Raw genomic sequence first — 26,879 nt, 5'->3', positions numbered from 1 at the left:
TTCTCAGCTCGATTTCAGCAATGCATGCCATTGCGCGTCGCTGGCCAAACCAGCGCTCAACGGCAGGACGATTGCGTCTCGATAGCGCCACGCGAGATACGCCTGCTTTCTCTGCTGTAGCGATGGGCCCTCGCCGCTTAATGACGGCACATATTCCACCAGCCAACCCAGCCGGGAATAAAAGGCGAAATCGGCGATATCCGTCACCAGAACCGGCGCCAGATCATCGCCGCCTTGAAGCTTATTCGACAAGCCCTCGCATGCGGCGCGCAACTGATGACGATCGGCGCCGAGCGCCCAGATCATCACTGTCTTTACATCGGCAGAAAGCGGCCTGTGCTTGAGGGTTGGCAGCCACGGATATGGCGTTACGTGCGGCGAAATCAGATTTGCCGACGCCAACAAATGCCGAATGCGCCGCCAAACACGCTCCTGCCATGACGAAGGCGGCTTTTTCCCGAGCAGGTCGTAACGGACGAGCAGATCCCATTCGGGTCTGGCCGCGAGCGCTTTCACCTCACGCCGCAATGCTTTGGCTTCTGCAATCACGCTCACTGCATGCGCTCCCGTCTTGCTGCCAAAGCGAGGATTTTTTCCGCTGCGACCACGGCGCCGTTCATCCGAATCGTTGCGCGTTCAGCGGGCGTATCGTTCAGCATATCGAGCAGTCTACCGACCGCAGCCTCGCGTTCGTCATCGGTCTCGCAGGCAGACACGACAGCCGGCATAACGTCGGCAACCATGTGGGCGCGACGCACCTGATCGTCGGCGAGCTGCGCATTTGGTACGAGCAGCGCGGGCACGCCCGCCTGCACGAGTTCGCAGCAGGTGTTGTAACCGGCGGCGCCGACAAAGGCGTCGAACGCACGCAAATAGCGCGCGAGCGGATAGACCGTCAGCGGCATCACGCCGGCCGGCAATTCGATGTCGCGCACGGAAATGGGCGCTAGCACCCAGACCACTTTGAAACCGGCCGCCTCGAACACACGAATCAGCCCGTGGCCGATTCCTGCCACATCCTTCAGATTGCCAGGGCCCAACGCGAACAGGACAAAACGGCAATCCTTCGGAAGGCTCAACGCCTCGCGCGCTGTAGCGCGGTCAAGCAACTCGTCGTCCTCGAGCACGCACACGGGCGGTACGAGCGCACGCGTGCCGTCGGCTTCGAGCGGCCGCTCGCTTTCCTGCGCGCCCAATTCGCCGGGCTGGATCACGAGATCGAAGCGCGACTCGTCCACGGAGACCGTCTTGCCGCCCTCCTTGAGCAAACCACGGTTCGACCAGACGAGCGCTGGCGAACCGAACGTCTCGCACGTCGCCAGAAACCCTTGAAACGGCCAAGTGCCGTCGAAGACGATTACGTCGGGACGAACGCGTTCGAGCATCATGCCGAAACGCACAGCCAGCTCGCTATTCCACGCAAACGTGGAACTCGTCGACCAGTATGGCGAAACGAAATAATCCGCCTCGAATCCCATCTCTTCGATGAGCTCGATGGCAGACGCCAGGGAAAAGAAAACCGGTCGGGCACGGCCGCGCAACCGCCGCGCATACGAAAGACAACGATTCAGATGGCCCATGCCTGAGCCATTCACGTTGAAGAACAGAATGCGGGGAAGCTGCGAGCCGGTCGAGTCGTTGCGAGCCGGTTGCGGATCGTTCATGCGTCGCCGCCGAACAGATCGCGCGTGTATACCTTGTCCGCCACGTCCGCCAGATCGGCCGTCATGCGATTTGCGACGATCACATCGGCCGAGCGCTTGAATTCAACCAGATCGTTGACCACTGACGAATTGAAAAAACTCGATTCGTGCATCGCCGGTTCGTAGACGATCACTTCCACGCCCTTCGCCTTGATGCGTTTCATCACGCCCTGAATGCTCGACGCGCGGAAATTGTCGGAACCCGCTTTCATCGCTAGCCGGTAGATGCCGACCACCTTCGGGCTACGTTGGAGCACGCTCTCGGCGATGAAGTCCTTGCGCGTTCCGTTCGATTCGACGATCGCGTGAATCAGGTTTTGCGGCACATCTCGGTAATTCGCGAGCAGTTGCTTCGTGTCTTTCGGCAGACAGTAGCCACCATAGCCGAAGCTCGGATTGTTGTAGTGAGCGCCGATCCGCGGGTCGAGACACACACCTTGAATGATCTGATTCGGATCGAGGCCGTGCTGCGCCGCGTAGGTGTCGAGTTCGTTGAAATACGCAACCCGCATCGCGAGATACGTATTGGCGAACAGCTTGATCGCCTCAGCTTCGGTGCTGCCGGTGAAGAGCGTCGGAATGTCCTGCTTGACCGCGCCTTGCTTCAGCACCTCGGCGAAAACTTCAGCGCGCTCCGAACGCTCGCCGACGACGATACGCGACGGGTAAAGATTGTCGTACAGCGCCTTGCCTTCGCGCAGGAATTCCGGCGAGAAGATCAGATTTTGCGTGCCCAGTGTTTCGCGCGTGCGCGCCGTGTAGCCCACCGGAATGGTCGACTTGATGACCATGACCGCTTGCGGATTGATTTCCTTCACATCGCGAACGACGCTTTCAATCGAGCGAGTGTTGAAATAGTTAGTTTCCGGATCGTAGTCGGTCGGCGTGGCGATGATCACATAGTCGGCGTTCGCATAGGCTTCAACCTTGTCGAGCGTGGCTCGGAAGTTGAGCGACTTGTGAGCGAGGAATTCCTCGATCTCCGCGTCCTCGATCGGCGATTCCTTGCGGTTGAGCATCGCCACTTTCTCAGGAACGATGTCCAGCGCGATGACCTTGTTATTCTGAGCGAGCAATACAGCAAGAGAAAGACCGACGTAGCCTGTGCCGGCGATTGCGATTTTCATTGGCTTACCTTATAAAACCTTTCGACGCGGGCTGGATTTGCATCGTTTCGCCAGATGCGACGCTCTCTTCACAACCAGCATATTTTATGTTTCCGCATACCTCTTGCGCCACGCGCAGAGTGCATTCCCTGTGCGAGGCTTGTACCTTGTTACCAGCCTCAATTCGGCGATCAAGGCTTTTCCGCACACTCCCGTCCATCATCCTTCGCTGCGCGATATCCCGGACAAGCGGCATTGCAGCGAACGACGTCTCGATATACCCCAAAATCCCACCTGCGCCAACTGGAAATTAATCGATCATTGGGAGCGTTGAAAACCGGGATAAGAAGTAAAATATTAAAAATCAATGCATCCAAACCCGTCAATCTCGAAGCAACCCCCACGACGCCCGCTCAAAACCGAGTCGCCATCTTATCATTTTGAGCGTTGGCAAAACGAGCCGCCGAGTCGAATTCCGTAGGTGGCGCACTACACAGACTCCACTGCATCAGGCTGGGTGGAACACCGGCGTACCGACGACAACGCATCGCCGATATGGGCCGATCTAACTTCATCAAAAAGTTGTCGATAAACAACACGCAGCAATCGAGATTTCGCCGATTGACGAAGACGCGCGCGCAACAGTTTCCGAAAGTCGGCTGAACCAACACACTACCTTTGGGAGCAGTGATCGTATAATTGCCTCGCGAAGAATCCGCCGGGATGCCCTCCCATCGGCTTCGGCAAGTCGTGGCTCGCATCGCTCTCGAAACGCGTCGTCGGCTTCTGATTGAAATTGCATGTCTGATCACCCGGAAATAAGCATACGCTTGGAGCTAGTAATGGATGTAGAAGTGGGGAAATGCGTCTATCGTCTTCGTTGTAACGACGGCAGCATCATCGAAAACCCCCGTATAGACGGACTCGAGGTCGAATTTCTGGGACGTCTCGGAGGCGTCGTCGAGATCGAAGAAGGGTCTATTTTCCGCAACACCCGGATTTCGGCGGGCGGCGCTGCACTGATCACCATTAAAAGAACTCACTCCAAAGGTATCAAAAATACCAGGATCGAAACCGCCTGCCCGTGTAAATTCAAGCAACTGTTCATCGATGAGGGTTGTTCCATCGAAGGGTCACGCTTTGCGTTGGTGAACGACGCAAATCTTTTCGTTTCCATTGGAAAAGATTGCATGATGAGTTCCAACATTCTTTTCCGTGGCGCGGACGGACACACGATCTTCAACGTTGCAACGGGCGAAGTATTGAATAAATCTACCCCTATTGTCGTAGGTGATCACGTCTGGATCGGCGCCGGAGCGACTTTTCTTAAGGGCGCTCAGATATCCAGCAACGTAATCGTGGGTTCGAACACGTTGCTTTCGCGAAAGTTCGAGGAGAAATTCGTCGCAATCGCCGGTACGCCAGCACGCGTGGTCAAAACGGGCGTCAACTGGGACCGCGCAAGAATCCCAGAGTACGAGTTGGCGAGGAGTCGCAATCTGCATCACGACAACAGATAAAAGCCCGAGCCGGCGACACGATAATTTGTTATCCGGCCAGCTCGATCTGTCAGATTGATGTGTGACTGTCGTTAGCGGACGCCTGAAGATCGTCGAGTCTTCGTCCACCGCGACTATTTGACTGCTCTCACGTAGTTCACTACGCTTTCCCAATTGACGAACTTTTTATGAGGTGAGCCGCACCAGACTTTAGCAGCAAAGTTCTCCGCTTCCGGATCAACACAACTCGCCTCTGCAAACACCGGTCCAGCGTTGCAAGTGCTCCAAATGTGCGGCGCATATTCATGCTGCCCTGCGGCCGCGCGCGCCTGGTCGAACTTGGCTTTCGAATGTTTAAATTCTGTGTGGGTTTCCTGCCCTAACGCAAAGGGCTTGATGAAGTCTACGGCGAGCTTGAGTGACGCGCCCGACTTTGCCTGATAGCTGTACCAATCGTGATTGCGTTGATGCGCGACACACGCCAGCGTCAGCAACGGCTGAACGCTAAACAGATGGTAATGCATTGCGTCTCGCAGATCGAAATCGATACTCTTCCCATCGGCCAGGAAACTGGTATTCATCTGCTGCCTAAACCCGTCTTCGACGGCACTCCAGAGATCATTATCTTGAAGCACAGTGGCAACGAGTCCAACCGTTTTAAGGCGATGGCTTTGCCAATTCCCTGTGCGATGTCTGGAGTCGTTCCAAGTGGTTACCGCCGTGTTCCTCATCCAGTTGTCTACCGTGACGCGATCGCGTGGAGAAAACTGACTCCGTAAAATGTCGTAACCTACGATTAGCGGCTCAAGGGTCGTTTCGTTAATAGGATCACCATCGGGCCGATTTTCACGAGCCCACGCGAGAATGAAATCACCCCCCTTTTGAGCATACTTCCCGTCTTGATCAACCAGCCACGCCCATGCTAAAGCCGAGATCTTGGGCATGTCCTTGAGCGCGACTTCCGTCTCCATCTTCGCCGAGTCCGAGTCAAGACGACCTTCGCCAACAATGACTGAGACAGGATGCGGAACGTCGTTGAGCGCGTCATTTGCAACCTTGACTACGCCCTTGTACAGAGTCTCGGCCTCCCGATCCTGCGCAATTAATTGCTTCAGCGTTTCAGCTTCAGCGCCGTTCAGACTGACCGGCCCTGCCCAGGCTGAGTTGGATGACAACGCATAAGCGCATAGCGCCAACATCAAGTTTCGTACAAGCATCAAGCGTCCTTATTCGAGGAATTCATCGGGAATCGGCTCGTCAAGCAGGGAGCGGCGCCGATGATCAAGCGAGAAATACATTCGCAATCGAGAGCGACTTCGGGTTTCGTTAATTACAAAAATTGACGACGTCAGATCGATCAAGTTTCCTCGAATGCTGACCATGATCACCTGCAGTCAATTTTTGACTTCGGGCGCAGCAAAACTGATATGCAGTGGAAAAGATGAATTCGCTGCACCGGTCTCCGCTCACACCATCGACTTGTACTTCGCAAACGCCGACCCGATCACCTGGTGCATGTCGTAGTACTTGTATTCAGAAAGCCGTCCGCCAAACACAACCTTGTCTTCTTTTTCCGCGAGCTCGCAATACTTCTCATAACGGTCTGAGTTGACCTCGTCGCCGACCGGGTAATACGGAACCTTTCCGTTTGCCCAAGTCGCGGGAATTTCCTTCGTCACTACCGTCTTCTCGCTCTTGTTACCCGGCGCGAAATGCTTGTGCTCGATTATGCGCGTCCAAGGCACCTCGGAATCGCCGTAATTGACGACTGCATTACCCTGATAGTTGTCGGTATCTTCTACCCAGGTCTCGAAATCAAGGGTCCGATATTCGAGTTCGCCGAACTGACAATCGAAATAGTCATCGATCTTGCCAGTGAAGACGACGGTCTTCGCTTTCGCATTCCATGCTTCGCGATCAGCAAGATAGTCGACGCCAAGCTTCACCTCGATCCCTTCGAGCATTTTCTCAAACATGGCCGTGTAGCCGTCTTCAGGCACGCCCTGGTACTTGTCATTGAAGTAGTTGTTATCCCACGTCAGGCGCACAGGCAATCGCTTGATGATCGACGCCGGCAAATCTTTCGGGTCGCGCTTCCACTGTTTTGCCGTATAGCCCCGAATCAGCTTTTCGTAGATATCCGTGCCGACTTGCGACAACGCCTGCTCCTCGAGATTGCGTGGCTCGCGGCCTTGAAGATCGAGTTTTTGCGACGCGATCTTCTCTTTCGCTTCTTGCGGCGTCTTCACACCCCACATGTGGTTAAAGGTGTACATATTGAAAGGAAGCGAATAGACCTTCCCATCAGATACGGAAATCGGCTGATTCCGGAAGTTATTGAAGCGTGAAAAGCGATTCACGAACGACCAGATCTGTTCGTCGTTACAGTGAAAAATATGCGGCCCATAGACGTGGACCTGAATTCCTTCCTTCTCTTCCGTGTGACAATTGCCCGCAATGTGCTCGCGCTTGTCGATAATCAGACAGGTCTTGCCGTCATCGGCGGCCAGACGTGCAAAGGTAGAGCCGAACATACCGGCGCCAACGATCAGATAGTCATACATTGTGGGTTTCCTCTTCTTGCCGGCTTGCCAGCAGATCTAATAGTTTTGCTTTCCTGGCCTCGTATTGAGACTGTAAATCCTCGGGAACTCGTTCCTTCACCCATTTCACGAGGTTGCTGGCGAACTCGTTCCAAACGTCGATCAGATAAGTGCCGTTCACGTGATTGACGATGCGATGATGAGTAAATTCCAACGCATCGAACGCAGCCAAACGCCGATGGTCCGAAACATTGGTGATTTGCGACCGTTGCTCGAACTTGCGGTGCGCGCAGACCTCACCTTCGCCGTAACCAATGTTGTTGGCTGCCAGCAGGCTTTCCCAATGGAAGGCAATGTCGTTATGAACCACCGTCGCGCCAAAAAAGATATTCGCGTCGTGAAGCAACTCCGTCTTGATAATCCGATTCCACGGATAGTTGATCAGCGAGGATGCGATGCGGCGCAGTTCATTGTTGTCCTTTGCGTGACGGAAGTTCTCCCACAACACTTTGTCCGCATTAAACATTTCGCGAACCTGGTTCTTCTCGTAGTATTCGATTCTGTATTTCATGAAATACAGGTCATTGCCGTGCCGTTTAGCTTCGATGACGGTCTTACCCAGCTCCTCGCCATCGACAACGTCGTCCGCGTCAAGGAAGAACGTATACAGCCCTGTGCACAAAGGGATCACAGCGTTGCGTGCGCGCCCCGCTCCGCGATTCTTCTGCTGGAAGAAATGCAGATTGTCGTGCTGCTCCTCTAGTTCGCGGCAAATCTCTGCGGTGCGGTCCTGCGAGCCGTCGTCGATCACGAGGACATTGGTCGAGATGCCCGGTACATTTAGTACGCAGTTGATCGTTTCTTCAACGAACGTCTCGCAGTTGTACGTGGGAATCACGATGGTCAGATCATGTTGCGCGTAACCTTTGTAAAACTCCTCGATACGGCTATTGAAGTTCGAACGAAGGTTCTTTGCCGGGAGCCGTTTCTGATTTTTCGATACGATCTGGGCAATGCGTTTGCCGATAATTGCCTTGACCTCTTCGCGCTCCTGACGCTGCGAAATCCAGATGCTGCGATAACAGAAATCATAGAACTCGTCGACGATCAGCTGATCTGCCGGCAATTCGACGTGATCGGCCAGAAAGCAACCAATCGTGTTGATATGACTGCACATGGCCGCGAGCTTGAAATCGGCTGCGCCCATCGTTTGACCTTCGCGCGCCATCCGATGGTAGCTGATAATGTCGTCGACCTTGACGAGCGTGCCATGCGACGCGAGCACAAACCAGTGAAGCGGATTGTCTTCGTAGAAATAATCGCCTTCCGGATACGCAATCTGATTGTTTTCCAGAAATGCCCGACGATAAAGCTTTCGCCACGGCACAGGGGAGGTGCGGAATACCTCCGGAAAAGACTTTGCCGTAAAAGCTTTATCGGTCGAAATCTTTTCGAACATCTGCAGATCGTACGCTTCCGAATAGTGCCGACTATGTTCGACGAAGGTCCGAAAACCACCAATGACGACGTCTGCCTTATGCCGCTCGGCAGCAGCGACCATGTTCTCGAACGCCGTCTCTGTAATCCAGTCGTCACTGTCGACAAAGCCGATATACGTCCCTGTCGCAGCACTGATACCGATATTGCTCGGAATGCCCGCACCGCCCAATGTGTTGTGATCGAGATGAATCACGCGGATGCGGCTATCCAGTTCCGCGTGCATCCTGATGATTTCCATACCATTATCGGTGGAAGCGTCATCGACAATAATCAGCTCGAAGTTGCTATAAGTCTGATAACGGACCGACAGAATACACGCATCAAGATACGGCCCCACATTAAAGACCGGCATGACAATCGAAATTTTGGGGCCGACGTGGCCCATTTCGCGATGCAGGTCTCGCACTGCCGGAATTGCGGGCGGATCAAAGCGAAGCTTTTTCTCAGCCCACGCAATATTAAATTCGGCGAATTTATACAGCGGATCGTTAGTCACGATTTTTTTGTATTCCCTGATTGCAGCGGCGAGATCGCCAGCGCGAACCAGGTCGTTTCCCTGCTTGATACTCATCACTACCCCGTTAGGACAGACGCTGCTGCATCAACCGAATTAAAGTTTCGTCGTGAAAGATCGACCGTTGGATACGATATTGCGAAAAATTCAACGTGGACTATTTTTCCGATCTTAACATGCTACCCGTTAGCTCATTGAGCCGGTTCTTCAGTTCCTGCAGCTCTTGCATCAATTTGAGCGGATGAGCATTTGCGAACCGTTCACTCATATATGCAATGTTCGCGCGACGCAACAATGGGGAATCGCGCATCCATTCTTCCTTCTGCTCATAAATGCGCAATACTCGATAACCAAATGCCTGCAGGAATTGATCAACTTCCGCGAAATAGGTCTGCTGCGTTCCTGAACGATTGAAACCGACCTCGATATAAATAATGTCGACGCTTTGACTCTCGAACAATTTGCGTGCACTCGCGAGCACGTCCATTTCCTTGCCTTCGACGTCGACCTTGAGCAGATTGATCTTGCCATCGGTAAAAATCGGAGCCTGACTATCAAGGCTCACGCAGCGTGCGGTAAACACGTCACCTGGACCAATTTCTGACACGAGGTCAGCCGATAAAGCTTTGGTCATGCTCTTTGCTGGGATGAAGCGATGCGCATCGCTCGATTCAGCAATTGCGAGGTTGTACGCGTGCACGACCGGACTATCGGAGCCAGCGATCTTGCTCATGAGTTGCGCGTAGCTGTTCGGATTAGGCTCGAACAAATGTGCTTCGTGAATTCGGAATTTCTTACTCGAACGCTTGATCTTCAGGAACACGTCGCCCACATAGGCGCCGACGTCGACGTAGATAATCGCCTTGCCGTTAAAGAACAACTCCAGATCGGCGAGCAAGTCGTCGATATCGGCATCGCCCTTATTTGCTTTGAGAACAATCGTCTGCTTCAACTTCTCTAGAGCGGCTTTTTCCTGTTCCAGCTTGACCGTGGCCTGCTTCAATGACGTCAACTCGCGCTCACGCTCTTCTGCTAAACGTGCTTGCGTCTCGCGTCCTTCGGTCAGCGATTGTTTTTCCTGCTCCAACAGCGCCTTTGTCTGTCTCAGCGCGTCGAGTTCTCGAAGGCGTTCTTCGGCGATGCGACGCTCGACTTCATGCTTGACTTCCAACGCTCGCAGTTCCTGTTCGACGGTCGCCTTTGCGGCCCGAAGAGATTCCAGTTCCCGTGCGCGTTCTTGCGCTTCGCGTGCCTGCGCTTCAAGCTGCTCATTGACGCGCTGCAGACTCTCGCGCTCGGCAAGACTCTGCTCCAGTTCTTCCTGAACCAGATGAAGACTTGCCAGCAGCGACTCGTTATCGCCGCTCTTCCGAGTCGACGCGTCAAGCGCGTCGCGCAATTCCGTTTCGCTTTGATCGCGCTCTGCGACTAGAACCACGTTCTCTTTCTGCAATTGTGAGTTTGCCTGCTTGAACGCTTCGAGTTCGCGATTGCGTTGGTCCAGCAGACGCGCCTGCGATTCGTAGCGCGCCGACAGCATAACTTTTTCCTGCTCCAACTTCGCCTTCGACTGCTTCAGCTCTACAACTTTGCGCGCCCGATCAGTTGCGAGCCTAGACTGTTGATCACGTTCGCGTGCGAGATCGCTCAACTGCTTGTCGGCAGCCGCACGGCGCTCCGCAAACGCGGTTTTCTGCTTCGCTTCACTGTCGCGCGCACGCTTTGCCTCATTGCGCAGTTGTTTGGCCTGACGAGCTTCAGACTCGCTGAACTGGGTGTCGACAGGCAGCAATTCGAGCATGGCCTCCGCTTCGACGACGTCGCCGGCCTCATGCAGCCGGAACGCCAACCACTTCAGACGAAACGCCTTCGGATCGAGGTCATAGGCACGGCGGGCCGCTTCCGCCGCATTTGCGCGATCGCCTTTTCCCACGTGTCGGGCGAGTGCCGTGTAGCCTTGGGCCTGCATCGCAGGAGCGATGGACTGTGCGCCCATCGCCTTTTCGACAGCGTTGAAACCGCCGCTTTGCCACGCCGCGATGATCTTACTGAAATCTTTGCCGCCCAGCGCTGCTGGCGGAGTCCGACGAGTCGATTGACGCCATATCTTGACGAGCTTGCCGGGCACCGAAAGAAGCGAACCGGGTGCATCCACGCCCTCGATCAGAATGTTGCCTAGCCGAGCATTCAATGCGTGATTCGATTCGCGCTCGTGAATCTTCTTCTGCGCGTCGACGAGCGCCCGCAGGCGTCGGTTTTCCGCGTACATTTCCGGCAGCTCATCGGCGACCCATCCGTTCGCGATTGTGGACGCATTCGCCACACCGGGATTCGAACTGGTCGTCAGTTTGGACGCGGCAGGTTGGGCCCTGGAATAATTGCGCTCCAGCTCCTCTTGCGCATGATGAAGTTGAACGAGCAACAACTCGTTCTCCTGCTGAAGTTCCGAGACGCGGGATTCGAACGCTTCTTTGATACCAGTATTGTTAGCCATGTTTCTTCTTCCAGACGCCGCGGGTATCGACGAGTTTTTGAAAACGGGGCAATTGCGGAGAAATGTTCTTGAACTGCGAGTGATCGACCAGCAGCACAAGAACGCTCGCGCGCTCCATCGCGGCGTTCAAATCCATTTGCGCAACGCGACGATCGGTCAGGCTCTGCGGCAGACTCTCCAGGTTCGGTTCGACGACAAAAACCTTGCCTGCGTGACGATCTGCCAACGCCTCTGCGATATGAAGGGCCGGGCTTTCCCGCAAATCGTCGATGTCCGGCTTGAACGTGAGACCGAAGCACGCGATGCTGATGTCTGTCGCCGTCATCCCGTCCGTTTTCAGTTCCGCGATTGCTTCATCGACTTTCTGAAGCACCCATTTAGGTTTCGTATCATTGACGGAGCGCGCGGTCGCGATCAGCTTGGCGGTTTCCGGCGCGCTGTTCACAATGAACCAAGGGTCGACGGCAATGCAATGACCGCCCACGCCACAACCCGGTTGCAGAATATTCACGCGCGGATGCCGGTTTGCAAGACGGATCAGTTCCCATACATCGATGCCCTGGTCGTCGCAAATCATCGACAGTTCGTTGGCGAAGGCAATATTCACATCGCGGAAACTGTTCTCGGCCAGCTTGCACATTTCAGCCGCGCGCACCTGCGTCACCACGCATTCGCCCTGCACGAACGACTTGTAAAGCGCGACTGCCGCCTCCGAGCATTTGTGCGTCATGCCGCCAATCACACGGTCGTTGGCAACGAGTTCGTGCACGATGCGCCCAGGCAGCACCCGCTCCGGACAGTAAGCAATGCGAATGTCAGAATCGTTACCGGCTTGCTGTGGAAACGTCAGGTCGGGACGCATCCCGGCCAGCCATTGCGCGAGCTTTTCCGTGGTTCCCACTGGCGACGTAGATTCCAGAATGACGAGATTGCCTTTTGCAAGCACTGGCGCGAGCGATTTCGCTGCGGCCTCGATGCAACTCACGTCGGGCTTCTGCTCGGACGTCAACGGCGTCGGCACCGCAATCACGAACGCATCGGCGGGCTCTGCTTGCATGGTCGCGCGCAAATAACCCGCGCCAACCGCCGCCTGAACCAGAATATCCAATTCGGGTTCGACGATATGAATATTTCCCCGATTGATGGTATCGACGACATATTCCGAAACGTCGACACCGACCACTCGCATTTTTCGCGACGCGAACAGCGTTGCAGTCGGCAAACCGATATAGCCTAGACCTATTATTGATATTGTGTTCAAGATACGTTCACCAGAATTTTCGCAAATGCGCTGCGATGCTGCGCCGTTACGCCGATTTTCTTGTCGATGTCCTGATTGTTGTTCAACAAATTGACCCGAGGCGCCCTTTTGGGTCGTCCCGGTCGTTTTCCGACGACAATCAGGGTTCTCACGCTTTGCCGATCTCAATCCACGTGATCGAGGATGATGCTTTCGAGCAGCTTGATTACGCCGATCAATGCCAGCGTGATAAGCAGTGTGATAAGCACGTTATAGAAGCGTTGCGGCTCCATCGGATAGGATGGCGTGGTCGGAGACTGGAGAATCGAAACCATTTTAAGTTTGCGCGCCGCGTCCATCCGCCCTTGCTCCAGTGAAGAAAGTGCAGTTTTATAGAGGTCTTGCGTGAAATTGACCTGCATTTGCAAACGCTGGAATTCTTCAACCGTGTAATTCAGTGTCCGGCTCTTAGGCGACGCCAGTTCGGCACGCTTCAGCGCAATCTGCTGCTCCAGAGCGGCAAGATTCTTCTTAAGCATCACGACGGTCGGCTGATTCGGGCTGAGGTTTGCAGGCAGCGAGGCAATCTGCGTCTGAAGGTCAGTCTTCTGTCCTTCCAATCTGTCGATAATGGTATCCATATTGCCCGCCGTGGACGCAGGCGCCGCCAGCCCCTTCTCGTTCTGGAAGTTCAAAACGTCACGAGACGCGTCGAGGAAACGATCGTGTGCGAAAGTGACCTGCTTCTGCAGAAAATCAACCTGCGACTGTGCGAGTTGATGTCCAAGCTCGTTCATATGCTGCTCGCCCAACTTGACCATCAGCGCAACGATCGCCTTTGCGGTTTTCGCGTCGTAGGCCTGAGCTTGAATGCGCAATACACCGCTGTAGTCGTCGTATTCAACGTCGACGCGGTTTAGCCAGTATTGGAAAAACCATTCTTCCGGCCCATTCTTAAACCACATACGTGAGATTGGGTCGCGGTGCCAATTGCTGTAGTGCGACCGCAGATCGAGAGCAGCGTCCAGTTGGTCAAGCATGTCCTGGGACAGCAAATACTCACGCAAAAGGAGCTGATCGGCGCTATTGGCAGTCCCCCCGGCGGCGCTGAGTGCAGAAATTGCGACGCTTGGCCCATTGACCTGGTCCGTTCGCTGGATAATCACGGTCGCTTGTGAAACATAGCGATCAGAAGCCACGAGTACCCAATATGGCACCGACACGATTGCGAAGATGATCATCAAGCGAATGATCAGCTTAAAGAGCCGGAAAGAGAAAAATGTGCTTTTTACTTTATCGTAGGCTGCAGTCCATCTACCGGACGAACGCCAATTTTCGATTGCTACTGTTTCTTTCATGGGAGAAGTTTCGTTTTGTAGGCGTTCAATCCTTGCTCCAGATCGTCGAACCAATATGCCTGGCCCTCGTCGATCCAGATCGCCGACTGACAAAATTGTTTGAGCGTCGCTTCGTCGTGAGAAACCATGATCACGCTTGCGCGACTCGTTCTGTTTTTGAAGGCTTCAGCAGTCTTTTTCCTGAATCGGGCGTCGCCGGCAGCCGTGACTTCGTCGGAAATAAATACGTCGAAGTCAAACGCGAGCGACAACGCAAACTGCAGACGCGACCGCATCCCGGACGAATATGTCGCGACGGGCTGATCGAACGCGTCACCCAACTCTGCAAAGCTCTGAATGAACTCTAGTCTGTCCGAAAGTTCGTCCTGATGTCCGTGCACGCGACAAACAAATTTTGCGTTCTGGCGTCCACTCAGTGTTCCTTCCAGCCCCCCCGCACCCATGGGCCACGAAACCTTGCATAGGCGTTGAACGCGACCCTTATTCGGAAAATCGATACCGCCGATGATTCGTAAGAGTGTCGATTTTCCTGCGCCATTGCGTCCAATCAGAGCGACACTCCTCGTTGTAGGAATGGTCATAGTGATGCCGCGCAGCACCCACTTTCCTGCCCCATGCTCAGACACGTAACGCTTATGAACATTTTCGATGAGAATCACCGCATCACCAGCTTTTTCGAAAAACGCCTGTATAGAGCCAAGCCAAGCAAATTGAGCCCCAGCGCCCATGCGTACAAATAGCCCAACCTAATCCCCTCCATGGTTCGGTACGACGGCATAAAGCCCTGCCTCATCAATTCGAGACCATTCACGATGGGATTTGCGGCAAAGATGTACTGATAGGGTTCCGGCACGAGGATCGACAATGGAAGCAGTGCGCCCGATATGTAATAGAGCGGCAAATAGATGATCTTGAAGATGTGGTCAAGTTCTCGCACGAAGCGCATGGCCACTGACGTGGCCAAACCGAAGCCCAGACCAAGCAACCAAAGCCCAATGACGCTCGCCATCACCATCAGCGGATCTTGGGGTAGCCAGACCGGATTGAGAAGGTCTGGCGTGATCGCATGGCCTGTGGCAATCACAATGCACATCAGGACAATAGCAACCGGCACCATCAGGAACAGTTCGAGAACTGCCCGGACGATGGCGACATCGAAAGGCTTCACTTGCCGATAAGCGAAGAAGGCCTTGTTCGAGTCAACTCCATGCAGCACCTGAGTCCACGTGCGACGCCAGAGCAGAAACCCGATGAAGCCGGCGATGATCCACATGTTGATTCCAATACCACCCACCTGTCGAATACGAAGCGTCTCGAATCCGAATGCGTGAAGCGATATGTAGATAATCGGTTCGAGTAGCAGCCAGAACCACGCCGCGCGCGCCTCAAAAAGGCGATCTAGCGCCTCCCTCAAAAACAGGGCGCGCCAGACAGCGAATGTGACCTCAAACGGCGTACGAATTTTTTCCGTCATAACCCGTTACTGCAAATCATGAGTAAACGTCACCGTCGGATCGGCAACCATGACGACATACGTCAGGAATTTGCGGAATTCGGCACCAGGCGAGTTCGAAACATAAACGACGTCGTGATTCTGAATCGGGAAATTCTGCGTGACGAAGAACGCCGCTGGATCGCGAAGGTTGATTTCGTACACGACCGGCACCTTGCCATTGCTTGCCTTCACCGAAGGATCGGTCTTGTCCACCAGCTTCGCGTCTTCGAAGCGGAATACAAAAATCGCGCGTGCGTCCGCGCGACTGTCGTTCAGCCCGCCTGAACGCGCGAGCGCCTGCGCGAGAGAAATGCCCTGTGCCTCGAACGGGACTTCGTCGTTCTTGCCCGTTGCGCCTAGCACCGAGAAGGTCTGCGGCTGGAACAACGCCGTCACCACGTCGCCCGGCTTGAGTATCACGTTCTGCTTCGGATCCCGAATCACGGCATCGAGCGCCATCGTCGCTGTCGTGTCACCGCGCGAAAGCTGCACTGCCATATGGCTGACGGGCTGCTTCAGACCGCCTGCAAACGCGATCGCATCCAGCAGACGCTCGCCCTTCGGCGTGATCGGCATCATCGTGCTCGTATTGACTTCGCCGACGATCGTGACATTCGACGCATTGTTCTTGGTCACGCCCACGAGCACTTGCGGCTGATTCGCCTTGCCTTTGAGATGGCTGACGATGCTCGACTCGATTTGTTCGGTCGTGCGGCCGGCCACGCCGATGCGGCCCGCGAACGGAATAGAGATGGTGCCGTCGGCCGCCACCATTTGCGTCGGCAGCGTGATGCTATTCGAAGTGCCGGCTCCAGCCGACGGCAGCGAAACCGGCGACATCGAGCCAAACAACATCGCAGGCGGCGCTTCCCAGATTGTGACTTCGATCACGTCGCCCAGGCCAATCACATAGTTATTGGCCGTCTTGCTCACAAAGACATCGGAGAACAGGCCGAGTTGCTTTCCAGCCGCGAGCTTGCGCGCGATCGCGTCGTCGACGTCGATGATCTGGATGCCTTCGACGTTGCCCGCTGCGCTCTGCTCCTGTATCTGCTGACGGCTCGGTCCCGACGCCGGCAGCCATCCTGGAAATGTCCCGCACCCCGAAAGCGTTAGCACAGCGGGAAGGCAAAGTACCAAAAGATTTTTCTTCATGAACCGTGAATTCTGGATCTGGCGTTGTCTTTCCGCCGGACTTGCCGCAAGGCTCACCACGCATGACCCTATCAGCCAGCGCCTCGCGTTACGCAAGCCCGCCCGGTTGAGCGCGCCTTTTAAAAACCATTCCGAAGTGTCGGCAGAGCGGTTGGTAATTTATGGAATTAATCCACGGTCTCACCGTCCGGCGACAATACAGCGGTCGTGCCGAGCACTTCCGCTGAACGCTCTTGCAACTATTGTTTCCATTCCGCGAGCTGCGCCGTGCCGACGAAAAAAGCATCAGCGAAGTAACGACAACTGTTACCGCCCCGCCAACCGCGCCACCGCCCTCACCGTCCGACTGATCTGCTCCGCCTCATGCGTCGAACAGATAAAAAAGCGCAACCGCGCCGCCTTCTCCTCAACAGCCGGATAAAAAATCGGCTGCACGTTAATGCCTTCCTCGAACAAAGCGTTCGCCCACTGCGCGGCCTTCAACGAGCTGCCCGTGATCACCGGCACGACCGCGTAGCCCTCGCTCGTGCCGACATTGAGACCAGCCGCACGCGCTTCGGCAAGAAACTGATGCCCCCGCTCCTGCAGTTGCGCGACCCGTTCGGGTTGCTCGATCAAACCTTCGAGCGCGGCAAGCGACGCCTCGGCGAGCGCCGGAGCAAGGCCCACGCTATATAAAAATCCCGGCGCCAGATGACGCAGCATGTCGGCGAGCGGCTGGCAACCGGCGATAAAACCGCCGCAACCCGCCAACGTCTTACTCATCGTGCCCATCCACAGATCGACGCGATCGGGGGCCACGCCGCACTGCTCGCGAATGCCCCGTCCCGTCGCGCCAAGCACCCCGAGCGAATGCGCTTCATCGACCAGCAGAAACGCACCGTGCCGCTCCTTCACCTCACAAAAGCGCTGCAGATCGGGAAAGTCGCCGTCCATGCTGTACAGCCCTTCGATCGCGATCAGCACATGACGATACTCGCGGCGCACGCGCGTGAGCTGCTCGTCGAGCGCCCGCCAATCGTTGTGCACGAAGCTCAGACGCTTCGCACCGCTCAGTTGCGCGCCCTGCACGATACTGTTGTGCGCGAGCGCATCGTGCACGATCAGATCGCCGGGCCCGAACAGCGCGCCGATCACGGTCACGTTCGTCGCATGCCCGCTCACGAACGCGACGCAATCGTCGGTTTCATAAAACGCTGCAATTGCGCGCTCGAGTTCGCGATGCACGGGCCGTTCGCCCGCGACAATGCGGCTCGCTGACGCCGACGTGCCATACCGGTCGATGGCGGCCTTCGCACGCGACGCCACGATGGGGTCGCCCGCGAACCCGAGATAGCTGTAGTTCGCGAAGTTCACATACTCGCGCCCACCTATCTGCGTAGTCGCACCCGCAATGCCGTCGTGCACGCGAAAAAACGGCGACTCGACGCGCAGCGTCTCACCCATCTCGCGCATCAGCTTGACCTGCTGGAATTGCGGCATCGCTTCGAAGCGGCTGCGCGCAGACAGTGTCTGCGCTGCCTGCGCCGCCTGGCCATCAGGCATGCCGGGCGCCGCAACCGCATCGGTCGCGCGCTCCAGTTGCCGCTTCAGCGCTTTGGCCGCCAATTGCTGGCGTAGTGTTTCCCCGAGTCCCATGTAATCCGATCTAACCTGTTTATGTAGCATGCCTGCGTTATGCGTGCGCCTCGACCCACTCGTATGCGCCCGGTGTGCCCAACAGCGCCGCGAGCAGCCGATAGTTCATTTCATGCGTTGGCCGCCGCGCGCTCACGTGACCGAGCAGCGGCGCACCGGCGAGCGCGAGGTCACCGACCAGATCGAGCACGCGATGGCGCACGAACTCGTCTGGTTGACGCAAGCCGCCTACTACACGCTTGCCGACAATCGCCGCCGTGCATGACATCCGTGCGCCGCGCAGAATGGGCCAGCCGCGCAGATAGCCCACGACGATCGCGGGCACGGCCCACTTGATCTGCCCATACGAGCGCGACGAAGCGATCTCATCGGCAAAGGCGCGCGGCGTGAGCCGGCCGTGCCATTCCATGTCGCCGAACCCCTTGAGGTCGTTGTTGTGCACGCTGAGCGCATAGTCGTCGGCGGCCTCGACGCGCATTTCACGGCGCGCGGCGCCCTCACCGTCGGCGACGCTCACAGTCTTGAGCACGCGCAAGAAGCGCTTCGGCTGCGGCAGCGCGGTGCGCCCGCATGCCAGGATCGCATCGATCCATGGCTGCGCGCTGCCGTCGAGAATCGGCACTTCTTCAGCGTCGAGTTCGACGATCGCGTGATCGATCTCGCACGCGAGCAACGACGCGAGCAGGTGCTCGACCGTGCGCACGCCGAGGCCATCCTTCGCGCGCAACATCGTGCAGAGCGGCTGCCCCCGGCGCAACGACGGATCGGCGGCCACCGTGCCGAGCGCTTGCCCCTTGTGCAGGCGCCGAAACACGATGCCGTGTCGTCCGCCCGCCGTCGCCGAGGTCTCGACGGGCAAAATGCGCACGTTCACGCGCCGCCCGGTGTGCAAGCCGTGCCCCGACAGTTCGAGCGGCCGCGCCAGCGTGCCTTCGCTCGGCCGCCAGCCCGCAGGCAGCTTCACTCCGCAAACGCCGGCGTCGACTGACATGACTCGTCTCCCTGTTGATCCTGATCGTCGTTGCCCGCGTTTCGATTACGTTCGAGCAGCGCGCGCGCCTCGTTCTCGTCGAGCGCGTGGCGCGCGGCCAGCGCCGCGAATTCCTCGTTCGCGCCATTCGCGGCCCCCTGCGTGCCGGGCTCGTTTTCGCCGCTCTCGTCGTCGAGCATGTCGACGATGCGCACGGCGAGCGTATGCACCGTCGCGCCTTCCGCAATCGCCATGATCGACAGCTTCACGCCGAACGACTCCTCGACCGCCATGCCGAGTTCCATCCCCATCAGCGAGTCCATGCCAAGATCGAGCACCGAGCGGTCGAGCGCGATGCGCTCCGGCGACATGTGCAGGATGCGCGCGATGTGACCGCGCAACGCGGTCTCGACCGCCGCGACCGCTTCGGCCTTCGGGAGAGCGCGCAGCTGTTCGAGCAGTGCGCCGTCCTCGCTCGTTGTCTCGCTAGCGCCGCCGCCTTGCAGCGCCATGTAGCGACGCGCCTGCGCGGCGGGCATGCCGCGCGCGATCGCCGCCCAGTCCAGACGCACCACAGCCTCGCCGACCGCACCGGTTGCGAGCGCGCGCTCGAGCGCCGTCATCGCCTCGTCAGAGGTGATCGACGCACCGCCGATGCGCGCCTGCAGCGCTTCACGCGTCGTGCTGTTGCGCGCGAGGAAGCCGACATCCTCGATCGGCCCCCACGCCATGAAGGTGGCGGCCAGCCCGGCCGCGCGGCGATGGGCGACAAGCGCTTCGAGGAAGCTATTGGCCGCCACATACGCGCCCTGGCCCGGATTGCCGAGATAAGTCGTGGCCGAGGAATACAGCACGAAGAAGTCGAGCGCGCAGCGCTGCGTCGCGCGGTGCAGATTCCATGCACCGGCAACTTTGGGTTCGAGCACGGCGAGCATGCGCGCGTCGTCGAAGTTGCGCAGCAGGCCGTCGTCGATGCGCATCGCGGAGTGCAGCACGCCCTTGAGCGGCGTTCCGCGCGCCTCGATGCGCTCGATCAGACCATCGAGCGCCGCCGCATCGGTCACGTCGCACGACACCACTGTCACGGTCGCGCCATGCTCGGCACGCCAGCGTTCGAGTTCCTGCTGCTTCGCCGAGTCGAGTGCGCCGCCGCGGCTCGCGAGCGTCACGTGACGCGCGCCGCGCGCGATCATCCAGCGCGCGCTTGCGTAACCGAGACCACCCGTTCCGCCGACGATCAGATACGCCGCCTGCGGGTCGAGGCGCAGCACGGGCTGCGCGACGCCGCGCGTGGGCGCCGGCGTACCCGACGGATAGGTGACGAGCACCTTGCCGATCTGGCGCGCCTGCTGCATGTAGCGGAACGCCTCCTCCGCGCGCGCGGCCGGGAAGGCACGATACGGCAACGGATGCAGCACGCCGTTCACGAAGAGCGCCATCACTTCCTCGAAGAGGCGCGTGGTGAGTGCGGGCAGCACGCCCATGAGCTGATCGGCGTCGATGCCAAAATAGCTGATGTTGTTGCGGAACGGCCGCAGGCCGATCTGGCTGTTCTCGTAGAAGTCGCGCTTGCCCAGTTCAAGGAAGCGGCCAAACGGACGCAGCGTGTCGATGCCGCGCACCATCGCCTCGCCCGCGAGCGAGTTGAGCACGATGTCGACGCCCTCGCCGTTCGTGCAGGCGCGCACCTCGTCGGCGAACGCCAGGCTGCGCGAGTCGAACACACGATCGGCGCCGAGCAGGCGCACGAACTCGCGCTTCTCGTCGGCGCCAGCGGTGGCGAACACTTCCGCGCCGAGATGGTGGGCGATCTGGATCGCCGCGATGCCGACACCGCCCGCACCGCCGTGAACGAGCACGCGCTCGCCCCGGCGCAGCCGTGCGAGCTCGCACAGTGCGTAGTACGCGGTGAAGAAGGTCGTGGGAATCGTAGCGGCTGCTTCGAACGAAATCGTTTCGGGCTTGCGCGCGATCGCGCTCGCACGCGTGACCACGCGCGTGGCGAACGAAGCCGGCGCGAAGCCGAGCACCGCGTCGCCGGGCGCCCAGCCTTCGACGCCCGCGCCGACGCGCATGATGCGGCCCGAGAGTTCCATACCGATCGTCGCGCCCGCGAAGCCGGTTTCGACCGCCTCGTCGGAGAGCAGGCCCATCGAATACATGACGTCGCGGAAGTTCAGACCGGTCGCCATCGGCGCGATCTCGACTTCGCCTGGACTCAGTTCGCGCTCGGGCAACGCGAACCATTCGAGGTTGCGTAGCGAGCCGGGCATATCGAACGCCAGCACTGCGGGCACGGGGTCGGCCACCTGTTTAGCCGTGGATTCGTCGCGCGGCGTCTGCCGTTCCGCTGTTTGCGCCGGCAGCATGCGTGGCACGTAGCGGCCCTGCGCCGTGAGCAGCACCTCTTCCTCGCCGTCATCGTGCGTGAGCGCGTGCGCCAACTGCGATACGGCCTCGCCATCCGCGCCCGCCACGTCGATAAGGCGCAGCGCAAGCGTCGGGTATTCGTTCGCCATCACGCGGCCGAGGCCCCATAGGCTCGCCTGCTCGGGCTGCGCCGCTGTGCCCGAGCCTTGACTGAACGGCGCGCCTCCGCGTGTCACCACGGACAGGCGCGCCAGCGCGGCCACGCCGGCTGCGTCGAATTCGCGTGCGAGCATGGCGAGCGCGAGCACGCCGTCCTGCTGCGCGCGCATGATGTCGGCGCCGCTGGCGTCGTCGAGCTGTACGAGCGGTGCCACGAACACGATCTGCGCTTGCGTGTTCTTGCGTTCGAGCCATGCGGCCGCTTCGTGCACGCTCGTCGCTTCAATCTGGCAGCCAAAGCGCTCGAGTTCTTCCGCGAGCGCAGACCCGAACGCGTCGTTGCCGCTCTGCACGATCAGCCACGGCTGCGCGTCGGTCGAACTGGGTTGCATCTGCTGAGCGGGCGCAGGCTTGCGCGCGACCATCAGCGTCGGCGCACCTTCGAGATCGAGCCCCTGCTCTGAGTGACGCACGACGTCCTGCAGACCGGCGCGTTCGCAAAGCGTGCGAAGCGCGGCCGGTGCGAGCGCGCCGTAGGCCTGTGCGGCGACCTCGTGGCCCGCCACGCCGAAGACGATGTCGGCGAAACGGCTGCGGCGCGCGTCGGCGAGCACGACTACCCCGCCCGGCGCGAGCCGTTCGGCAATTGCTTGCAGCGTGGAGAGTGGATCGGCCTGTTCGCCGATCATGCGATTGACGACGATCACGTCGAACGGCGCGGCGTCACGGTAATGCGTGAAAAGCGGTTCGTTCTCTCCGAGCTGCAGCGTCTGAACGTGCGCGTGCGCTTCCGCGTCGAGCGCGGCGAGCTGCTGGTGCGTGCCTGCAATCACGTGTTCGCACCGCGAAGCCGGCACGCCGATGTCGAGCGGCTGGAGCACTTCGACGCTCGTCGCGCCGATTTCCAGCATGCGCAGGCGACGAGTGCCCGGCCACGCTGCCAGCGCTTCTTTCGCGCAGGCGGCGAGCATCGCGCGGGCATGCGACCACGTGGGCGAAGCGTCGAAAAACTGCTCGACGAGGCTGCGCCCCGTCGGCGACAGCAACGCGGGCGCATCGGCATCGGATGCTCCATCGCGCAGCACGCGTGGCAGCGCCGCGCCCACGTGCGCGAGCAGTGTCAGTTCGGCGACGTGCGCGGGCGAAGCCCCCAGCACATCGCGCCACAGCGCATCATGCGAAGGCATCGCCGCGAAGGCGGCCGCGTCGTCGCGCACGAGACGCTCGCCCTCGAAGCGGGCGAGTCCGTCTTCCACGACGATCTGCGCAAGGCGCGCGAGCAGTGGCGTATTGGCGAGCGTGGGCAGCACGAGCTGCGCGAATGCGCCGATCGCTTCTAGCGCGTTCAACGCGTACAGGCCCGCGAGCACGTCGAGCAACGGCAGCGTTTCGGTCAAGTGACGCGTACGTTGCGCGCTGTCCTCATGCGAAGCGAGACGCGAGCTCGCACGTTCGACGAGCGCAGCCGGCGTGGGCAGCGCGGCGGCCGTGAAGCCCTCAGGCAGCGGACGCGCGTCAAGCGCGTAGGCAAAGCGCGCCGGTGCGGCGTGGCGTCGGCCCGTAAGGTCGACGCGGCGGAAACGGCACGCAGAAAGACGCGCGACGATTGCATTGTCGGCGTCGAGGAATTCAAACGACGCAACGATCGAATGCGGGCTGCGCCGCTGCACACGCGCCAGCACACGCCGTACCGAGTCGCCACGCAGAAAGTCGACGCGGCCGATCTGTACCGGCACGAAGGCCGCTCGCGCTTCGCCTGGCGCGGCGCCGGCCTGGCCCAGCACGGCGAAGAGCGGATGAAAACCGCTGTCCATCAGCGCGGGATGCAGCAGCCAGCCGGCCACCGCGTGCGCGCCGGCAAGCACCTGCGGCACTTCAAAGTCAGCGAGCGCGTCGTCGCCTTGCACCTGCACCTTGTGCACCCAGCGGAACGCCGGACCATAGCTCAGACCGATAGCGGTCGTGCTTGCATAGAGGGCGTCGCCGGACATCGCGGGGATAGCTTCGAGGCGCGCCAGCACCGATTCATCGGCCGTGCTCTGCGCGCCTAGCGTGCTGCCGCTTTCGAGCAGGCGGCCCGTCACGTTGAGATTCCACGGCCCGTCGCTCATGCGCTCGCGCGTCTCGATCGTAAACGACGCGGTGCGCGCGTCGATCACGAACCGGAACAGCTTCGCGTGCTGCGGCTGGAACACGACCGGCATGCGGATCTCGAGGTTCTCGAGCGCGACGTCCGACGTGCGGAAGAACACGCGCGCAGCGGCCAGCGCCATTTCCACGTAGCCCGCGCCCGGAAATGCAACGCCACCATCGACGACGTGATCGGCGAGCATTGGCACGCGCTGCGGATCGAGCTGGTTTTCCCATGCAAACGCATGCTCGTGCAGACGGTAGCCGAGCAGCGGATGATCGACGCGGCGATTCACGAGGTTGTAGCCCTCGATGGTGGCCGTCTGCCAGTGGCGTTCGCGCTGCCACGGGTAAGTCGGCAGCGCCACATGTGAGCCCTGAGACGCCACTGGCACGAAGCGGTCGACATCGACGCGCGCGCCGTGCGCGACCGCCGATAGCGTCGAATGCGCGAGCATCTGCGCGCCGTCGTGATGGCGCTTGAGTGTGGGCACGACCTCACCGGCGAGATTCAGGCTCGCGAGCGTCTGCTTGACGTAGTGGCGCAGAATCGAGTGCGGCGCGATTTCGATGAACACGCTTACGCCTGTATCGGCGAGACGCGTGAGCGCTTCGCCAAAACGCACCGGCTCGCGGATGTTGCGCCACCAGTAGCCTGCGTCGAGCGACGTGCCGGCAAGCGTGTCGCCGGTGACAGTCGAGACGTAGCGCTTCGTGCCTTCGCGCGGCGCCAGATCGGCGAGACCGGCGCGCACGACCGGCTCGATGGCGTCCATGCGGCTGCTGTGGAACGCGTAATCGAGATCGAGCAGCTGGAAGAAGCTGCCGTTCGCGGCGAGCGAAGCGCCGATCGCTTCGAGTTCTTCGGGCGATCCGGCCAGCGTGACGGCTTCGGGGCTGTTGGTGCCGGCCAGCTCGACCGTCTCCGCGAGACCGAGGTGTGCGATCAACTGCCGTGCCTCGGCTTCGCCAATGCCCGCCGCAGCCATCTTGCCGGTGCCGCGCGTCAGGCCCTGCGCGCTGCTGCGAACGCGGATCACGCGCACGGCCTGGGCAAGCGTCAGCGCGCCCGATGCCCACGCGGCCGCGATTTCACCAACGCTATGACCGACCGCCGCATCAAAGCCGAGGCCGCGCGCTTCGAGTGTGCGCGTGATGCCGACCTGAATCGCGAACAACAGCGGCTGCGCGTTCTCCGTCGCCGCGAGCCATTCGGCGCTCGCGCCCGCGCGTAGCACGTCGACGAGCGAGTCGCTGCCGTCGGCGCGCCAGAGCGCGTCGACTTCGTCGAGCGCCGCGCGGAACACTGTGTCTTCCGCATAGAGCTGCTTGCCCATGCCGGCCCACTGGCAGCCGTTGCCCGCGTAGACGAACGCCACCTTGGCGGCCGTCGCTACGGCCTGGCCGCGCGCAACATACGCCGGGAGCGCCTGATCGGACGACTCGGCGAGCATCAAGAGTGTGGCACAACCCGCTTTCAGGTCGGGAGGCGCAATGACCACGCGCTGTTCGAGCCATTCACGGCGGCGCGCGGCGCCGGCCGCGAGCGCGGCCCAATCGGCGCCGTTCTGCAAACACGCGAGATAGCGCGCGGCAAGTGCGGCGAGCGCATCCTGCGAGCGCGCCGTGAGAACGAGCGGCGGCAACGCTCCACGCGCGGCCGGCGTGCTGCCCATGACAGGCGCGGCGGGCGCGACGGGCGCGGCTACCCTCACCGCCTCCGCTAGCACGACGTGCGCGTTGGTGCCGCCGAAGCCGAACGAGTTGACGCCAATCGTCAGCGGCGCACCATCACGCCGCGAGAGTGGGGTGAAGCGGTCGACGACGCGTAGGCGTCCGCCCTCGAAATCGATGGCGGGATTGGGCGTTTCGAAATGGAGCGAGCGCGGCACCGCGCCGTGCTTCAGGCAGAGGATCGCCTTGAAGAGGCCGGCCATGCCCGAGGCGGTTTCGAGGTGCCCGACGTTGGTCTTGACCGAGCCGATCAGGAGCGGATCGTCGGCCGGACGGCCGCCCGCGACTGCCTCTATTAGCGCGCGCGCCTCGATCGGGTCGCCGACTGCGGTACCAGTGCCGTGAGCTTCCAGATAGGCGAGCGAGCGCGGATCAACGCCCGCGCGGTGGTAGACCGAGCGCAGCAGTTCAGCCTGCATGGCCGTCGTCGGCACACTGATACCGCCGTGCGAATGGCCGTTGGAATTCACGCCCGAACCGGCGATGACCGCGTGAATTGTGTCGCCGTCCGCAAGCGCGCGCTCGAGCGGCTTGAGCAGCACGAAGGCGCCGCCCTCGGCGCGCACATAGCCGTCGCCGGTCGCATCGAATGCGCGGCAGCGGCCTCGCGGCGACAGCATCGACGCCTTCGAGAAGCTCACGAAGCCAAACGGATGAAGCAGCAGATTGACGCCACCCGCGAGCGCCATTTCGGTTTCGCCTGACTGCAATGCCTGCACGGCCTGATGCAGCGCGACGATCGACGACGAGCAGGCAGTGTCCACCGACATGCTCGGACCGCGCAGATCGAACAGATAGGAAACGCGATTGGACGCAATGCTGAGCGTGTTGCCCGTGGCCGAGTATGGATCGATCCAGTTCAGGTCGTCCATGCTGCGGTTGCCGTAGTCCATGCTTGCGGCGCCGACGAACACGCCGCAGTCCCGGCCGCGCATCTCCGCTGGACGTACACCGGCGTCCTCGAACGCTTCCCACGCGAGTTCGAGCAGCAGACGCTGCTGCGGATCCATCTGGGTCGCCTCGCGCGGCGAAACGCCGAAGAAAGCGGCATCGAAACCGGCCACGTTGTCGAGAACACCCGCCGAGAACGTGTAGCTCTTCCCCGGCTCTTTCCTGGACGGATGCTGGTAGAACTTCGTGCCGAATCGATCGGGTGGCACGACGGTCACTGCGTCGCGCTCATCGCACAGCAGTTGCCAGAAGTCTTCGGGCCCGGTCACTCCGCCGGGAAAGCGACATGCCATCCCGATAATTGCTATTTTTCTTTCCAT

The 26,879-nt window shown here is 59.5% G+C and carries 16 protein-coding genes; 1 reads left to right on the top strand and 15 read right to left on the bottom strand.

The features are described from left to right. Positions 1-3 precede the first annotated feature (3 nt). Genes HDG32_RS30180 through HDG32_RS30170 form a run of 3 tightly spaced genes read right to left on the bottom strand, consistent with a single transcriptional unit; the run spans position 4 to position 2,830 of the window. Positions 4-555, bottom strand: a complete 552-nt coding sequence (locus HDG32_RS30180; protein ID WP_184072921.1) for a hypothetical protein — start codon at positions 553-555, stop codon at positions 4-6. Further along, on the bottom strand, positions 552-1,664 hold the full coding sequence (locus tag HDG32_RS30175) for a glycosyltransferase (RefSeq protein WP_184072919.1): 1,113 nt from the start codon (positions 1,662-1,664) through the stop codon (positions 552-554). The genes HDG32_RS30180 and HDG32_RS30175 overlap by 4 nt, the downstream gene beginning before the upstream one ends. Next, positions 1,661-2,830, bottom strand: coding sequence for a nucleotide sugar dehydrogenase (locus HDG32_RS30170; protein ID WP_184072917.1), 1,170 nt, complete (start codon positions 2,828-2,830; stop codon positions 1,661-1,663). The genes HDG32_RS30175 and HDG32_RS30170 overlap by 4 nt, the downstream gene beginning before the upstream one ends. Positions 2,831-3,651: 821 nt before the next feature. Between HDG32_RS30170 and HDG32_RS30165 the strand changes: the two genes are divergently transcribed. Further along, positions 3,652-4,329: an acyltransferase gene (locus HDG32_RS30165; RefSeq protein WP_184072915.1), complete on the top strand. Its 678-nt coding sequence runs from the start codon at positions 3,652-3,654 to the stop codon at positions 4,327-4,329. 113 nt (positions 4,330-4,442) lie between these two features. On the opposite strand, the gene HDG32_RS30160 is transcribed toward HDG32_RS30165, so the two are convergent. From HDG32_RS30160 to HDG32_RS30105, 12 genes are all read right to left on the bottom strand, one after another. Continuing rightward, positions 4,443-5,525 carry an alginate lyase family protein gene (locus HDG32_RS30160; RefSeq protein WP_184072913.1) on the bottom strand — a complete coding sequence of 361 codons (1,083 nt, stop codon included), beginning with the start codon at positions 5,523-5,525 and terminating at the stop codon, positions 4,443-4,445. Positions 5,526-5,774: 249 nt separating this feature from the next. Beyond that, on the bottom strand, positions 5,775-6,872 hold the full coding sequence (gene glf, locus HDG32_RS30155; RefSeq protein WP_184072911.1) for a UDP-galactopyranose mutase: 1,098 nt from the start codon (positions 6,870-6,872) through the stop codon (positions 5,775-5,777). Next, positions 6,865-8,922, bottom strand: coding sequence for a glycosyltransferase family 2 protein (locus HDG32_RS30150; RefSeq protein ID WP_184072909.1), 2,058 nt, complete (start codon positions 8,920-8,922; stop codon positions 6,865-6,867). The genes glf and HDG32_RS30150 overlap by 8 nt, the downstream gene beginning before the upstream one ends. Positions 8,923-9,022: 100 nt before the next feature. Further along, positions 9,023-11,359, bottom strand: a complete 2,337-nt coding sequence (locus HDG32_RS30145; protein ID WP_184072907.1) for an FkbM family methyltransferase — start codon at positions 11,357-11,359, stop codon at positions 9,023-9,025. Then, the gene (wecC, locus tag HDG32_RS30140; RefSeq protein ID WP_184073023.1) at positions 11,352-12,623 is read right to left on the bottom strand and encodes a UDP-N-acetyl-D-mannosamine dehydrogenase; all 1,272 of its coding nucleotides are present in this window, start codon (positions 12,621-12,623) and stop codon (positions 11,352-11,354) included. The genes HDG32_RS30145 and wecC overlap by 8 nt, the downstream gene beginning before the upstream one ends. A gap of 161 nt (positions 12,624-12,784) precedes the next feature. After that, positions 12,785-13,957, bottom strand: coding sequence for a chain-length determining protein (locus HDG32_RS30135; RefSeq protein ID WP_260336649.1), 1,173 nt, complete (start codon positions 13,955-13,957; stop codon positions 12,785-12,787). After that, positions 13,954-14,616: an ABC transporter ATP-binding protein gene (locus tag HDG32_RS30130; RefSeq protein ID WP_184072905.1), complete on the bottom strand. Its 663-nt coding sequence runs from the start codon at positions 14,614-14,616 to the stop codon at positions 13,954-13,956. The genes HDG32_RS30135 and HDG32_RS30130 overlap by 4 nt, the downstream gene beginning before the upstream one ends. Continuing rightward, complete coding sequence (locus HDG32_RS30125; RefSeq protein ID WP_184072903.1) at positions 14,613-15,431, bottom strand: ABC transporter permease; 819 nt, start codon at positions 15,429-15,431, stop codon at positions 14,613-14,615. The genes HDG32_RS30130 and HDG32_RS30125 overlap by 4 nt, the downstream gene beginning before the upstream one ends. Positions 15,432-15,437: 6 nt before the next feature. After that, positions 15,438-16,607: a polysaccharide biosynthesis/export family protein gene (locus tag HDG32_RS30120; RefSeq protein WP_184072901.1), complete on the bottom strand. Its 1,170-nt coding sequence runs from the start codon at positions 16,605-16,607 to the stop codon at positions 15,438-15,440. Positions 16,608-16,913: 306 nt separating this feature from the next. After that, entirely contained in the window at positions 16,914-18,245 is a 1,332-nt protein-coding gene (locus tag HDG32_RS30115) for an aminotransferase class I/II-fold pyridoxal phosphate-dependent enzyme (RefSeq protein WP_184072899.1), read from the bottom strand. A 37-nt stretch (positions 18,246-18,282) separates the two neighbouring features. Next, entirely contained in the window at positions 18,283-19,209 is a 927-nt protein-coding gene (locus tag HDG32_RS30110; RefSeq protein WP_184073018.1) for a UDP-3-O-acyl N-acetylglycosamine deacetylase, read from the bottom strand. Further along, complete coding sequence (locus tag HDG32_RS30105) at positions 19,206-26,879, bottom strand: type I polyketide synthase (protein ID WP_184073017.1); 7,674 nt, start codon at positions 26,877-26,879, stop codon at positions 19,206-19,208. Before HDG32_RS30105 ends, HDG32_RS30110 begins: the two co-directional genes overlap by 4 nt.

The sequence above is a fragment of the Paraburkholderia sp. CI2 genome (assembly GCF_014201055.1).
GTDB lineage: Bacteria > Pseudomonadota > Gammaproteobacteria > Burkholderiales > Burkholderiaceae > Paraburkholderia > Paraburkholderia tuberum.
The sequence above is the reverse complement of the archived record's forward strand: the minus strand, read 5'-3'. Positions and strand labels throughout refer to the sequence as shown.